Annotated in this window: 16 protein-coding genes and 1 tRNA gene; 9 read left to right on the top strand and 8 right to left on the bottom strand. The window is 70.2% G+C overall.

Features of this window, described 5'->3' with window-relative positions; all coding sequences use genetic code 11:
* Positions 1-8: 8 nt before the first annotated feature.
* Positions 9-728 (top strand): dienelactone hydrolase family protein, encoded by a 720-nt coding sequence (locus Air01nite_RS04305; protein WP_203700458.1) that lies wholly within the window; start codon positions 9-11, stop codon positions 726-728.
* A gap of 121 nt (positions 729-849) precedes the next feature.
* Here the strand turns inward: Air01nite_RS04305 and Air01nite_RS04310 are convergent, their stop codons facing one another.
* Positions 850-1137 (bottom strand): GlsB/YeaQ/YmgE family stress response membrane protein, encoded by a 288-nt coding sequence (locus tag Air01nite_RS04310; RefSeq protein WP_203700459.1) that lies wholly within the window; start codon positions 1135-1137, stop codon positions 850-852.
* Between the two features lie 75 nt (positions 1138-1212).
* Between Air01nite_RS04310 and Air01nite_RS04315 the strand changes: the two genes are divergently transcribed.
* Both Air01nite_RS04315 and Air01nite_RS04320 read left to right on the top strand, forming a co-directional pair.
* Positions 1213-1425 carry a helix-hairpin-helix domain-containing protein gene (locus Air01nite_RS04315; protein WP_203700460.1) on the top strand — a complete coding sequence of 71 codons (213 nt, stop codon included), beginning with the start codon at positions 1213-1215 and terminating at the stop codon, positions 1423-1425.
* Between the two features lie 42 nt (positions 1426-1467).
* A complete protein-coding gene (locus Air01nite_RS04320; protein ID WP_203700461.1) occupies positions 1468-2376 on the top strand; it encodes an NAD(P)H-binding protein in 909 nt (302 codons plus the stop codon).
* 469 nt (positions 2377-2845) lie between these two features.
* Here the strand turns inward: Air01nite_RS04320 and Air01nite_RS04325 are convergent, their stop codons facing one another.
* Positions 2846-3598 (bottom strand): carbon-nitrogen hydrolase family protein, encoded by a 753-nt coding sequence (locus tag Air01nite_RS04325; RefSeq protein WP_239090478.1) that lies wholly within the window; start codon positions 3596-3598, stop codon positions 2846-2848.
* Positions 3599-3664: 66 nt separating this feature from the next.
* Between Air01nite_RS04325 and Air01nite_RS04330 the strand changes: the two genes are divergently transcribed.
* Positions 3665-4087, top strand: a complete 423-nt coding sequence (locus Air01nite_RS04330; RefSeq protein WP_203700493.1) for a hypothetical protein — start codon at positions 3665-3667, stop codon at positions 4085-4087.
* Between the two features lie 5 nt (positions 4088-4092).
* Here Air01nite_RS04330 and Air01nite_RS04335 read toward each other — a convergent pair whose 3' ends face one another.
* On the bottom strand, positions 4093-4992 hold the full coding sequence (locus Air01nite_RS04335) for a serine hydrolase (protein WP_203700463.1): 900 nt from the start codon (positions 4990-4992) through the stop codon (positions 4093-4095).
* Between the two features lie 178 nt (positions 4993-5170).
* On the opposite strand from Air01nite_RS04335, the gene Air01nite_RS04340 reads away from it, so the two are divergent.
* Positions 5171-6172: a nucleoside hydrolase gene (locus Air01nite_RS04340; protein ID WP_239090479.1), complete on the top strand. Its 1002-nt coding sequence runs from the start codon at positions 5171-5173 to the stop codon at positions 6170-6172.
* On the opposite strand, the gene Air01nite_RS40965 is transcribed toward Air01nite_RS04340, so the two are convergent.
* Complete coding sequence (locus Air01nite_RS40965) at positions 6087-8090, bottom strand: carboxylesterase/lipase family protein (protein ID WP_239090480.1); 2004 nt, start codon at positions 8088-8090, stop codon at positions 6087-6089. The two genes, Air01nite_RS04340 and Air01nite_RS40965, sit on opposite strands and share 86 nt — an antisense overlap.
* Positions 8091-8193: 103 nt before the next feature.
* Between Air01nite_RS40965 and Air01nite_RS04350 the strand changes: the two genes are divergently transcribed.
* The 3 genes from Air01nite_RS04350 to Air01nite_RS04360 all read left to right on the top strand — a co-directional run bounded on the left by Air01nite_RS04350 (position 8194) and on the right by Air01nite_RS04360 (position 10185).
* Positions 8194-8640 carry a DUF6153 family protein gene (locus tag Air01nite_RS04350; protein ID WP_203700464.1) on the top strand — a complete coding sequence of 149 codons (447 nt, stop codon included), beginning with the start codon at positions 8194-8196 and terminating at the stop codon, positions 8638-8640.
* Between the two features lie 102 nt (positions 8641-8742).
* Positions 8743-9351, top strand: coding sequence for a DUF305 domain-containing protein (locus tag Air01nite_RS04355; RefSeq protein WP_203700465.1), 609 nt, complete (start codon positions 8743-8745; stop codon positions 9349-9351).
* A gap of 123 nt (positions 9352-9474) precedes the next feature.
* Positions 9475-10185 (top strand): SDR family oxidoreductase, encoded by a 711-nt coding sequence (locus Air01nite_RS04360; protein WP_275408179.1) that lies wholly within the window; start codon positions 9475-9477, stop codon positions 10183-10185.
* A 41-nt stretch (positions 10186-10226) separates the two neighbouring features.
* Here Air01nite_RS04360 and Air01nite_RS04365 read toward each other — a convergent pair whose 3' ends face one another.
* Positions 10227-11090, bottom strand: a complete 864-nt coding sequence (locus Air01nite_RS04365) for an alpha/beta fold hydrolase (RefSeq protein ID WP_239090482.1) — start codon at positions 11088-11090, stop codon at positions 10227-10229.
* 138 nt (positions 11091-11228) lie between these two features.
* Between Air01nite_RS04365 and Air01nite_RS04370 the strand changes: the two genes are divergently transcribed.
* Positions 11229-11666: a YdeI/OmpD-associated family protein gene (locus Air01nite_RS04370; protein WP_203700467.1), complete on the top strand. Its 438-nt coding sequence runs from the start codon at positions 11229-11231 to the stop codon at positions 11664-11666.
* A 17-nt stretch (positions 11667-11683) separates the two neighbouring features.
* Here Air01nite_RS04370 and Air01nite_RS04375 read toward each other — a convergent pair whose 3' ends face one another.
* From Air01nite_RS04375 to bcp, 3 genes are all read right to left on the bottom strand, one after another.
* Entirely contained in the window at positions 11684-11851 is a 168-nt protein-coding gene (locus Air01nite_RS04375) for a hypothetical protein (protein ID WP_203700468.1), read from the bottom strand.
* A 258-nt stretch (positions 11852-12109) separates the two neighbouring features.
* Positions 12110-12184, bottom strand: a tRNA-Leu gene (locus tag Air01nite_RS04380).
* A 49-nt stretch (positions 12185-12233) separates the two neighbouring features.
* A complete protein-coding gene (bcp, locus tag Air01nite_RS04385; protein WP_203700469.1) occupies positions 12234-12704 on the bottom strand; it encodes a thioredoxin-dependent thiol peroxidase in 471 nt (156 codons plus the stop codon).
* Between the last annotated feature and the right edge of the window lie 167 nt (positions 12705-12871).

Genomic DNA, 12871 nt, shown 5'->3' on the forward strand with positions numbered 1-12871 from the left:
TGGGCTGCGTGGACGGCGTCGTCGAGCGGTCGTTGCGCGTCGGCCAGGTGCCGGTGGCGCTGTGGTCGCCGGCCGCCGACCCGACCCCGCGACCCCTGGTGCTGCTGGGCCACGGCGGCAGCGGCCACAAACGGAGCAGCCGGATCGTCTCGCTGGCGCAGTGGTTCACGACGCACGGCGGCTTCGCGGCGGTCGCGATCGACGGCCCGCACCACGGCGATCGGGTGTCCTCGCCGTTGCCGCCCGCGGACTACCAGGCGCGAATCGCCGAGACGGGGATCGAGGCCGTCCTGGACCGGATGACCAGCGACTGGCTGGCCGCCGTGGATGCCGTCGTGGCCGCGGGCCTCGCGATCCCGGACCGCCTCGCCTACGTCGGACTGTCCATGGGAACGCGCTACGGGCTGCCGCTGGCGGCGACCCTCGGCGACCGCCTGCGCTGCGCGGTCCTGGGCAAGTTCGGCCTGCACCAGTCAGCGGCGATGCCCGCGGCGCTGTCCGCGCCGCACCGGATCGCCCACGACGCCGCCCGCATCACGGCCCCGACGCTCTTCCACCTCCAGTGGCACGACGAGATCTTCCCGCGCGAGGGTCAACTGGCCCTCTTCGGCCTGCTCGGCTCGAAGGAGAAAGAGCTGGCCGGCTACAGCGGCCCACACGCCAACACCCCGCCGCAAGCTCTCACCCGCTGGATCGACTTCGTCCACCGCCACCTTGCGACAACGTAACCGACAGCCGTCTACCACGGTTTGACGGTGCTGCCGGCGCCCGTGACCGCTGCTGCGGGTTGACCTCGCGAGTGTTTGCCGGTCGATCGGGCCGACGCGTCCGTGCCGCCGTCCCTGGCGGTTACCGGGTGATGGAGCGGCGTCGGTTGCCGCCGCCGCGTAGGCGGTCGACAAGAGCCACGCCGCCGGCGGCGAAGGCGATCTGGAGGAACAGCTCGATCCAGTCGATGCCGTCGGTGTCCGCGACGCCGACCGCGGCCGCGAGCAGGGTGCCCAGCAGTGCGGCGACGATGCCGACCACCAGGGTCAGCCAGAAGCCGATGCGCTGTTTGCCCGGCAGGACCAGCCGGCCCAGCGCGCCGATGATGATGCCGATGAACAGTGCGGTGAAAATGCCTGAGATCTCCACGACAACCTCCCGGAGCGCGCTTCGGCGTCCCTGCTGAAATCTTAGGTCGTGCGGGCAACCGGATACCCTGATCGCGTGAGTACCCGCGACGTGCCGGAGCGGATCGGCGACCTGCCGCCGATCGGGCGGCCGGCCAACAGCGCCCTGCTCGAGGCCGGCATCACCACGCTCGACCAGGTGGCCGCCTGTCGCCGGCGCGACCTGCTGGCCATGCACGGCGTCGGCCCCAAGGCGGTCCGCATCCTCGCCGCCGCCCTGGCCGACCGCGGCCAGGCGTTCGCCGACTGACGGGCTTGACAAACAACGGGTTCCATAGTGGACGATGCCCGCGTGCGAATTCTCGTGGTCGGCGGAAGCGGTCTGATCGGCGCCCATGTCACGGCGGAGCTACGCGCCCGCGGCCATGACGCGACCACGACGGCCCGCAGCGCGGGCCCGGGCGTCGACCACGTCCTCGACCTCGCCACCGCCTCTGTCGACGAGCTGGGCGCGCTGCTGGCCGGCCACGACGGCGTGGTCTACGCGGCGCGCACCGACGAGCAACGGCCGCTGCCCAAGCCGATCTACCCGGTGTTCCGCAGGGACCTCGTGGACCCAGTGGTGCGCCTGTTCACCGCGGCCCGGGCGCAGGGCCTCACCCGCGGGGTCATCATGGGCTCGTACTACACCTACTTCGAACGGCTGCACCCGCAGTGGCGGCTGGCGGAGCGCCACACGTACATCCGCTGCCGGATGGAGCAGGCGGGCGAAGGCCGCGCCGCGGCCGGTCCCGACCTGCCGGTGGCGGTGATCGAGTTGCCCTTCGTCTTCGGCCGGGCCGGCGACCGGCTGCCGAACTGGGCCGGCCCGCTGGACCGCTGGGCCCGGTCCCGCGCACCGCTGCTGGCCCCCGCCGGCGGCACCGCGGTGGTCTCGGCCCGCAGCGTGGCCAGCATCGCGGTCGACGCCCTGGAACAGCGCAGCGGCGCGGACCTCCCAGCCGCCGACGAGAACCTGACGTGGCGCGACATGCTCGCGCGCATCGCCGGAGCGGCCGGCCGCCCGCGCCGGGTCCGCCACCTGCCAGCCACCGCCGTCAAGGCATCGCTCCGCCTCGGCGGCGCACTGCAGTCGCTGAGCCGCAAGGAGTCAGGCGTCAACCCCTCGCACCTCGGCGACCTGATGGTGGCCAACCAGTTCGTGGAGCCGACCACCGGCCGCTCCCTGGAGGCGGCAATCCGCGAGACCTTCCCGGATTGACGGTGCCGTTGTTGACGGTCAACGACCCGCTGCCGCGCCTCCCGCGGCGGGTGATCGTCGCGGGCACGTCCGGGTCCGGGCAGACGACGGTTGCCGGGCTGGTTGCGGCAACGCTTCAGGTGCCGCATGTCGAGATCGACTCCTTGTATCACGGGCCGGGCTGGACCCCGTTGCCCACGTTCGAGGCCGAGGTCGAGCGGTTCAGTTCGCGGGCGGAGTGGGTGACCGAGTGGCAGTACAGCCTGGTGCGGGCCCGCCTGGCTGAGCGGGCCGACCTGCTGGTCTGGCTCGACCTGCCACGGTCCCGCGTGATGCGGCAGGTCTTCCGCCGGACCGTCGTCCGCAGGCTGCGCCGGCAGACGCTGTGGAACGGCAACACCGAGCCACCATTATGGACAATCCTCACCGAGCGCGACCACATCGTGCGCTGGGCCTGGCGGACACACCCCCACACGGCTAACAGGGTGGATCACCTGTTGCGGCAACGTCCCGACCTGACGGTGGTCCGGCTGAGGAACCGGCCAGGTGGCCGCGTGGCTGGACGGGCCGTTGCGGCGATCTCGACGCTGACCATCCCGATCTCGCCGGCCGGCACCTGGGTGACCACCTCGCCCGCCGGGTTCATGACACAGGTGGGTCCCAGCCCGACCCGCGACGGGTCGCGCGAGCCGGTGACGTCGGCCGAGACCAGCCACATGCCGGTCTCCCGCGCCCGGCGGGACCGGATCTCGTTGTGCCTGTCCTGCCACCACAACGCCTTCTCGCGGCGCATCATGTTCTGCGCCGGCACCAGCAGCACCTGCGCACCGCCCGCCGCGACCGCGGCGGCCGCTTCCGGGAACTGGGTGTCGTAGCAGATGTTGATCCCGAACCGGTCGAAGACCGGGTATTCGGTGCCCGCCGTGAACACCGCCTCGCCCGGGGTCAGGAACGTCTTGCGGTACGAGCCCACGACCCGCCCGTCGCTGACCACGACCGCGGTGTTGTAAAACGCGCCCGAAGCCCGCTCGATGATGCCGAACACCAGCGTCTGCCTGATCGCCGCCAGCGAGCCCAGCACCGACGTGAGCCCGGCCGACCCGATCTCCAGCGCGTGCCGCCGCACATGCTCGTCGGAGACGAGATACCCCTGCAGGAAGCACTCCGGAAACAGCAGCAGCTCAGCCCCGGCGGCGTCGGCCTGACGGGCGAAGTCCCGCACGACGCCCACGGCCGCGGCCACATCGCCGAGGATCTCTGGCGTTTGACAGGCCCCGACCCGCACAGCGGAAAGGATACATTGGCTTACATGGATGATCCGGTGCCGTGCCACTTCTGTGCCGAAAACGCCGGTGCACCAGAGCATTGGCGGCGGGTCGAACTCTTCCGGCGCGACGGCAGCGGCTTGTCCACAAAGGAAGTCGCGGTGCCGAGGTGCCGGAAATGCCGCCGCCGCCACCGGTTGGTCGGCGTCGCGGCCGTCCTGGTCTACCTCGCGCTGCTGGCCACGGCCGCCAGCAAGGCCGGCCGCGCGCTCGCCGACGCGGCGATTCCATCCGACGCCACCCTCGGGCTCGTCATCGGTGTCGGCGCCGTGCTCATCCTCGGAGCCTTGGCGTCAACCCTGCTGGTCGACGTCTGGAAATGGCTGCTGCTGCGGCGTCACCCCGTCGTCGCCGAGCATTGGCGCCGCGGCTGGACGATCCATTGGCAGCGACGGGCGGAAGGCTGACGCGCCTACGCGGTCGGAATTTTGCGCAGCTCACCCAGCACGTACTTGGCCGCTGCCTCGATCATCCGTACGCCCGCGGTCTGGGTCTTGTGGTGGTTGGAGAGCACCGCCACCAGCCAGTCGTGGCCCGGCTCGACCAGCCGCCCGATGGTGTTGACCTGCCAGAGGCCGCCGTCAGCCGTGATGGTGTCCCAGCCGTTCTTGACGTAGACCCCCGTGGTGTCGGCGCCGGCCGCCGCGGGGACTCCCCAGTCCTGGGTCTCGTCGACCTGGCTCATCAGGTCGAAGAGGTAGCTCCGGCCGTCGTCGTCCAACGGGCCGTCCGGGTCCGTGATCGCGGTGAGCAGGCGGATCTGGTCGGCCGCCGTGGTCTTCGACATCCCCCAGGACGACGTGGGTACGGTCTCCTTCAACCCGAAGGTCCGGTTCGCCGTGTTGAGCCCTGCCGTCCCACCGACCTTCCAGAACAACGTCGTCGCCGCCGAGTTGTCGCTCAGGGTGATCATTTTCTTGGCGTTGCGCCGGTCCGTGTTGGTGATCTCCTGGTCGCGCTGCCGTGCACGCAGCAGCAGGGCCGCCAGGATGTCGACCTTGATGATGCTGGCGGTCTGGAAGCGGGTGGCGCCGGCGGTGACCGCGATGTCCGAGCCCCGGTCTTTCACCGCCACCGTGAGATGGCCCTTGCCGACTCTGTTCACGTACGCGGTGATCTTCGCCTTCGCCTCGGCCAGGTAGTCCGGCGTCGGGCTGGGCGTGGGCGAGTGGCTGGGTTTCGCCGCGGCCGGCGTCGCCGTCCCGCCGTCGCCGGACAGCCGCCACAGGGCGCTCGCCTCGACCACGCCGGCGCCCGTCAGGGCCAGCACCGACGCTCCCAACACCGCGCGGCGCGATACGCGCCGGCTCATCCGGCCCGCTTCGGCGACGGAACGTCATCGGCGGGTCGCGGCCAGTCTCGAGGGCTGTTCATCAGGTTCCTAACGCGTACGCCACGGTTGGCACGGGTTAGACGGAGCCGCCGACGCCCGGCGTTGCACGGCGTGAGAAATCCTCGAACCGGCCGTGAGTGCATCTATCGTCGAGCGAATGAGGGAGTACGCCGCTCAGCCGGTGATCGTCGACTGCGACCCCGGGCACGACGACGCGCTGGCGCTGCTGCTGGCCGTCGGCGACCCCCGGCTGCGACTGCTCGGCGTCACGACCGTCGCGGGCAACCAGACGCTCGACAAGACGACGCGGAACGCGCTGAAGATGCTCGCCCTGGCCGGCGTCACCGACGTGCCGGTCGCCGCCGGCTGCGACCGGCCGTTGGTCGGCGACCTGAGCGTCGCCGAATACATCCACGGCGCGTCGGGGCTCGACGGGCCCGACCTCGATCTGCCGGTCGCAGAGGTCGCCGACGTGCACGCGGTCGAGTTGATGCGCCGCGAGATCATGGGTTCGACCGAGCCGGTCACCCTGGTCGCGCTCGGGCCGCTGACCAATGTCGCGCTGCTGCTGCGCCGGCATCCCGAGGTCGCGCCGCGCCTACACCGGATCGTCTTCATGGGTGGTTCGACCGATCGAGGCAACACGACGCCTTACGGCGAGTTCAACATCGTCACCGACCCCGAGGCCGCCGACATCGTGCTGCGGTCGGGGCTGCCGACCACGATGATCGGACTCAACGTCACCCACCAGGCCCTCGCGACCGCGGAGGTCATCGCCGAGTTCCGCGGCCTGGGCACCCGGCTGGGCGCGGTCTGCGCGGAGCTGATGACGTTCTTCGCGAGCACCTACCTGCGGGAGTTCGGGCTCGCGGATCCGCCGGTGCACGACCCGATCGCGGTGGCCGCGGTCATCGACGCGGCGATCGTCCGGACGGTCGCGGCCCCGGTCGTTGTCGAGTTGACGGGTACGCACACCCGCGGTGCCACCGTCGTCGACCTGCATGGCCGGACCGGGCGGGCACCGAACGTGGACGTCGCGGTCGGGCTGGACGTGGACGCGTTCTGGCGCCTGCTCATGGCCGCGGTGCGACGACTGGGTGCGGCAGAAACGCATGGTCCTGCCAGATCAGACGGGACATCTCTTCCGGGTACGGGGTGAGAGCCGGCGAGGTGTCGAAGACCTGTGTGAGCCGGCGGTCGGCGTCGTAGGCCGGCCAACCTGGGTCGCCGTGCGAGGCGAAGCGGGTCCAGGCGGCCCGCATCTTTCGTGAGAGTGCCACCGCCTCGGCGGTGGGGTTGTCACCGATCAGCACGGCGGGCTGGCCGCTGGTCAGGTTGCCGAACACGAGCGGGACGTCGAGGCCGTGGCAGGCGCCGAGGACGCCGCCCATGCCCGGGGCGGGCCAGGTCAGCTCGTAGAAGTGCGCCCGGCCGCCGCCGGCGACCTGTGCCTCGGCGAGGTGCAGGGTGGGCATGCGGAACAGCCAGTCGGAGTGCACCAGCTCGTACAACTCGTCCGGGCCGGCGTCTTGGTAACGGCCATCGTCGGGGCCGAAGATCCGCAAGGCGGTCCGTGCCTGCTCCGGTGTCACCTCGCCGAGGAAGCCGGTGAACACGGTGAACAGCCGGTGCTCGTCGCGCGTGTGTCCGGCGAGCAGGTCGATGTCGCGGCCGGCGCCGGCGGCCAGCGCCTGCCAGGGCGTGGTCGGCAGGACCTCGCCGTCGACGACGGGAGCGAACGGGATCGACCGGTGCGCGGGCTGACCCCAGCGCTCGGCCCGGTCGGCCATCGTGGCGGTGACGTTGTCCGCGGCGAGGACGAGCAGCTCCGGGTCCACGTCGGCCAGGTCCGCGACGACGGGACGCAGTCCCAGCTTGGCGGCGCACGCGGAGGCGATGTCGGCGGCGAGCTCTGTCGAGAAGTAGGTGCCCGGCATGCTCTGCACGACGGCCCTGCGGAACAGCCCGGCCGCGCGTGGCATGGCCAGCAGCGCGGCGATCGATCCGGCCCCCGCCGACTGACCGAATACCGTGACCTCTTCGGGGTCGCCACCGAAAGCGGCGATGTTCGCGCGCACCCACTCCAGTGCGGCCACCTGATCGAGCAGCCCGCGGTTGGGTGGGGCGCCGGTGATCTGCGCGAACCCCTCCACGCCGAGGCGGTAGTTGAAGGTCACCACGACCACGCCACCGTCGCGGGCGAGGTTGGCGCCGTCGAACTCGGGCTGGCTGGCCCCACCGATCACGTAGGCACCGCCGTAGATCCAGACCCGCTCGGGCTTCGGCAGCCGTCCGCCGCGCGGCACCGGCGGGTCCGCCCACACGCCGAGCAGCGGCCTGATCATCCGCGGTGCCGGGTCGTGCAGCAGGACGACGTACGCCCGCCTGGGTGTCGTTCCTTTGTTGAGGTCGCGTAGCGCCAACCAGCCGGCCACCAGCCTTCGCAGGACCCACCCGACCGGCAGGACGCCGACGAGGACGACGAAGCCGAGCACGCGGTCGGGCACGTCGAGCGCGGCGCTCCCGACCACGACGACGGCCAGGGCGAGCACCCAGGCGAGCGACCGTCGACCATCCTGCGACACGGCGAGACGCAGAGCCGGCCCGAGGACGTCGACGTCGCGGGCCGGCGGCTCGTCGACGGCCGGTGTCGGGGGCAGCGAGGCTTCGTAAGCGTTCACGACCGAGCGGTTGGCCCGCGCTTTCCGGATCGCCCACATGTTCGCGATCAGGAGGCCACCGATCAGACCGGTGAGCATGGCCCCGCCGACGCCGCCCGCGAACCCCATGACCACGAAGGCCACTACCACCCCGGCGAACTGCAGCAGGGTGAGCCGGGCGGGTAGGTCGCGGCCGGCGATCGCCCGCCGCATCGCGGGCACAGCCACGGCGAGCCCGTACCCGAACGCGACGAGGAAACCGCCGGCGACGAGAGCGGCTTGCAGCGCGCCGCGGTCGGCCGCAGCCACCACGAACGCGACGCTGGATCCCACCGCGATCAGCACCAGCACGGCCGACACGACGAACGAGCCGCGCGGCCACGCACGATCGTCGCGGGGCAAACCGTCACCACTCATCTGACGACCCTCCACCCACCGTCCAATGCCGGATCAGCGTCGGCCGATGGCCGTGTGTCACCGGATCGGGGAGCAACAAACCCCCATGGGGTATCGTGGCGCCGTGCGTCGAACGGGCAGGCAGACGACCGCGCGGAGCATCGGGCGCCTCGCGCAGCAGCTCCTCATGATCTGCACCGTCCTGGGCCTGGCGCTGATGCACAGCCTGGGCCACACCGACCTGCACCACTCCCGGGCCGCCGGAGCCTCGGCGAACGGCCATGCGGCTGAGATCTCGTCGTCGGCGGCCATCGCGGACGGTGACTGCGCCGATTGTGATCGCGCCTCAACCCCAACCGGGCCCGGCCGTCACGGTGGGTCCTTCTGGGAGATCTGCCTCGCGGTGCTGAGCGGCGTCGCCGCGGCCCTGCTGCTCACCGCCCTGCTCGTGATCTCGACTCGCGCCCACGGTTGGGCGCGCCCGGCCTTTTCCGCTCCGTCGCTGTCTCGCGGGCCACCGGTGCGACGCACGGGGTTGAAGCTGGCCACGGTTTCGGTGCTGCGCGTATAGGACCGCGAGCGTGCGGGACGCCCGTACGGCTGTCTCGCATCAACTCGTCCTCGCGTACGTACCGATACCGAAAGGCCTTTTGTGTTTACGAACTCTCTTGTGATGCGGCGCGGCTTCGTCGCGGTCGCGATCGCGACAGGACTCGCGCTGTCCGCCTGCGGCGGAGCCGGGTCCTCCGACTCAGGAATGAACCACGGGTCAGGCATGGCCACCGGCGAAGACCCGTCAACCACGGCACAGGCGACCTTCAACGACGCGGATGTGATGTTCGCGCAGATGATGATCCCGCACCACACCCAGGCGGTCGAGATGGCTGACATGGCCGCCACGCGGGCGGCTGATGGGGAGGTCAAAGCCCTCGCGGCCAGGATCAGGCAGGCGCAGGAGCCCGAGATCCGGACGATGACGGACTGGCTGTCGCGATGGGGTCGGCCGGCCGCATCGCCGGGCGCCGGCATGAACCACGGCGGGTCGCCCATGCCGGGCGAGATGTCCGAGGTGGACATGAAAGCCCTCACGGCGGCCAGCGGCACCGCGTTCGACAAGCAGTTCCTGACGATGATGGTCGCTCACCACGAAGGTGCGATCACGATGGCGCGGCAAGAGATGGCCCAAGGTTCCAACCAGGACGCCACGGCTCTCGCCGCCAGGATTGTCCAGGACCAGCAGGCCGAGATCACGGAGATCGACAACCTTCTTCGCCGGCTCTAGCGCTCCGTCAGCGACCGGGCTGGTCGATTCACACTCGGCCAGCCCGGCGGTGGTTCAGCACGGTCAGGGCGGGTATGCCGAGGCAGCATGTCCGCGCCCGTCGCGCTCAATCGGGAGAATGGGATGCAGGTCGAGGGTTCAGTTGCGTTTGTTACCGGTGGGAACCGTGGCTTCGGGTTGGCGATGGCCGAGGAACTGCGGGCGCGCAAGGCCAGCAAGGTCTACGTCGGTGTGCGCGATCCGGAAGCGTTCGATCATCCGGGAATCACCGCGGTCGACCTCGACGTGACGAGCCCGACGTCGGTCGCCGCGGCCGCACGACAGTGCGACGACGTGACGCTGCTGGTCAACAACGCGGGCACCGGGAGCGCCCACCCGAAGGGCACGCTTGACCCCGACCTGATCTCGAGCGCCGAGCGGGTGTTCGACGTCAACGTGTACGGGGTGATCCGTACCACGCAAGCCCTCGCGCCGGTGATCCTCGACAACGGCGGCGGGGCCATCGTCAACGTCGTCTCCGACGAGGCGTGGTACGCCCTTCCCGTTCTGGCGCCGTACTCGATGAGCAAGGCTGCTGTCTGGAACTTCACCAACGCATTGCGTACGGACCTGCGGCCGCGAGGTGTCGATGTGCTCAGCTTGCACGTCGGGTTCATGGACACCGATCTGTCGCGTGACCTCGACGTCCCGAAGGCGGATCCGGGCGAGGTCGCGGCAACCACTCTCGACCGGCTGGAGCAGGGGGCCGAAGAGGTGCTCGCCGACGAGAAGTCCCGCAGGGTCAAGCGGACGTTGTCGACCGACGACGGCTACTACCTGCACCCGGACGGTTAGGTCGGTCATGGGGTTGCTGACAACCCCATGACCGACGTGGGTCAGGTTGTGCTGCGTGCGGCCTGGAGAATGACGCCGGCCACGACGTCCGGGCGGGTGACCAGCGACAGATGGCCGGCGCGCACCTGGGTGAGCTTCGCGTTGGCGCGCTCGGCCATGAACAGCTGCTGTGCCGGTGGAATGATCTTGTCCTGCGTCCCGAGCACCCACCAGGAGCGGATGTTCAGCCAGGCGGGCGGGCCCGAGGACTGCCCGCCGGCGCTGAACGCGAACGGCCGCTGGATGGTGTAGAGGACGTTCGCGGTCTGCCGGGGCACGAGGTTGGCGAAGGACTGCAGGAAGACGTTCTTCTTGATGTAGAGGTCGACGTCACCGGGTGGGGAATTCGGGTACGGGACGAAGTCGAAGGTCGTGGCGGGGTCGCCGGAGAGTGCGGAGTCGGGTCCGGAGAGTTCGAAGACGTTCTCACCCTGGGCGGGTGCGAACGCGTCCACGAACACCAGTGCTTTGACGTTGCGGTTGCCGGTCGCGGCGTTGGTGATGACCGCACCGCCGTACGAGTGTCCAGCCAGGATGATCGGTCCCTGGATGGTGGACAGGAAGTCGGCGATGGTCTCGGAGTCACCCGGCAGGCTGCGCAGCGGGTTGGGTGGCACGCGTACGACAAAGCCTTCGTTCAACAGCCGTGACGTGACACCGTTCCATGACGAGCCGTCGGCCCAGGCGCCGTGCACGAGCACGATGGTGGGCTTGGTCCCCGGGTATCCACGCCCGGCGGCGGCCGGGGCGGCCCCCGACGCTGCGAGGGAAAGCGACACCAACGTCGCCACGGCGATCAACTGGAGCAGATGCCGCCACCATGGGTTGCCGGCGGGCACCCTTGACGACGAGCGGGAGTTGTCCAACGAAGCCTCCTGCGATCGGTTACTGGCGGGCCGTGTTGACCCACACCACGTAACGAATGAGTGATCACGCCGTCACTCAGAGCACACAGGACGCGGCGGTAGTGTCGTCAAGACCGGGCCGATCATCAAGGAGCAGTCGTGAAGTTTCGCACCGTCGTCGAGCCGCCCGAACCCATGCGGGGGCTGGAGGTTCCGCCCGCCGTGGTGGAGGCGCTCGGCGGGGGAGCGCGGCCACCGGTGACGATCACGGTCAACGGACATTCGTGGCGGAGCCGGGTCGCCATCATGCGCGGCCGCCACCTGCTCGGCCTGAGCAACGCCAACCGCCAGGCCGCGGGCGTCACGGTCGGCGAGGAGGTCGAGGTCGACGTGGAGTTGGACACCGAGCCGCGCGTCGCCGTCGAGCCCGCGGACTTCGCCGATGCCCTGGCCGCCGACCCACTCGCCCGCGCGGCCTACGACAACCTCACCGACAGCCGCAAGCGCGAACACGTCCGCGCCATCGAAAGCGCGAAGAGGCCCGAGACCCGCAAGCGCCGCATCGACCAGGCCATCGCCACGCTACGCGCGCGATGACCCTGACCTAGGCGCAGTCACTGCCTCAGCCGGCGTGGCCGCGTTGGCGCACCATGCTCATCGACCTGCACCATCGGTTCGACCGCCGGCTCGGCAGCCCCCACCAGAGCGCTGGTGTCGTTGTTCAGGAACCAGTCGCCGATCTCTTCCTTGGTCATGGCGGTGAAGTCCGGCAGTTCACCCATCGCTGTTCCTCCCAAGCCGACGACTGTCCGGGATGAAGACCAACCGCATCTTGATGCCGTGTAGCGGCGCGTGGCCTCCGCTCAGGCTGACTCCCTCGGGAGGTCAGACCCAACGGTGACGTTGGGACTGGCCTCCCGCATACCGCGGACCGCGCCCACCCACCGTGGGGTCTCCGGGGGTCGCCCCCGGAATCGGAATGCCGAATGGCTTCCTAGTTCGTGGCCGCGAAGCGGACACGAACTAGCAAGCCATTCGGGTGGGGTCGGCGGGACTCGAACCCGCACTGGAACGGACCTAAACCGTTTGCCTCCTGCCAATTGGGCTACGACCCCCGGGCCGCCGTGCGGCCTTCGACATTCTGGCGTACGAACGTACGGCTTGCTAGTCGAGGCCGAGGTCGCGCCGCAGTTTGGCTACGTGGCCCGTGGCCTTGACGTTGTACATCGCCCGTTCGATGCGGCCCTTCTCGTCGATCACGAAGGTCGAGCGGATCACGCCCGTGATCGTGCGGCCGTAGGACTGCTTCTCGCCCCACGCCCCGTACGCGGTCAGCACCTGCTTGTCCTCGTCGGAGACCAGCGGGAACGTGAGCGCGTCGTGCTCGCGGAACTTCGCCAGTTTCGCCGGCTTGTCGGGGGAGATGCCGACCACCTCGTAGCCCGCGGCCTGCAGCGACGCCAGCGAGTCCCGGAAGTCGCACGCCTGCTTGGTGCAACCCGGGGTCATCGCCGCCGGGTACGCGTAGAGCACGACCTTCTTGCCGCGCAGGTCGCCCAACGTGAGCGTCTCGCCGGTGTCCGTGGGCAGGGTGAAGTTCGGTGCCTCGTCGCCGGGGCTCAGGCGTTCCGTCATGCGCCCGACTCTACCGCCGGCATCCCGCCCGGCTCGTCCGGCGACTGCGACCCGGCGGGAGACCCGGGGCGGCGGGGCGACGGCAACGGCGGGCGACCGGCAGTCGCCCGCATCCGCAGTGCCGCGGCGCCGGCCACCCCAAGACCGGCGGCGATCACCACCGCGAC

This window comes from Asanoa iriomotensis, assembly GCF_016862515.1.
Taxonomy (GTDB): Bacteria; Actinomycetota; Actinomycetes; order Mycobacteriales; family Micromonosporaceae; genus Asanoa; species Asanoa iriomotensis.